This is a genomic window from Limosilactobacillus coleohominis (assembly GCF_016901675.1).
GTDB classification, from domain to species: Bacteria; Bacillota; Bacilli; order Lactobacillales; family Lactobacillaceae; genus Limosilactobacillus; species Limosilactobacillus intestinavium.
In genome coordinates, this window is the sequence record NZ_JACJKU010000192.1 from 1 (window position 1) to 355 (window position 355).

At 46.8% G+C, this 355-nt stretch carries 1 protein-coding gene; it reads left to right on the top strand.

Features of this window, described 5'->3' with window-relative positions; all coding sequences use genetic code 11:
* Positions 1-355: IS30 family transposase (locus tag H5975_RS08455; protein WP_204785639.1), on the top strand; the 355-nt coding region annotated here is incomplete at both ends.

The following is a 355-nucleotide window of genomic DNA, read 5'->3' on the forward strand; positions in this document are numbered from 1 at the left end:
AGTCTTCGCTCACTAAAAACCTTAAACACTTGGTCGAGGAAAAGATTCAAGTCCAGAAGTGGTCCCCTGAACAAGTTGCCCATGTGGTTGGGATTGCCTACAAGACGGTTTATAACTGGATTGATCAAAAATGGCTTGATGTGCAGTTATCTGATTTGCCTGATCATGGAATACGTCGCCATCGCGCTAAAGAAAAGCGGGGTACATTCAGTTACGGCCGCTCAATTGAGGAGCGTCCTCATAAAATCGAAACTCGCCAGGAATTTGGCCACTTTGAAGCTGACACCGTGCTTTCTGGCAAGCGTAAAGGTCAAGCTGTGGCTACTTTTGTGGAGCGTAAGAGTCGCCTGACAAT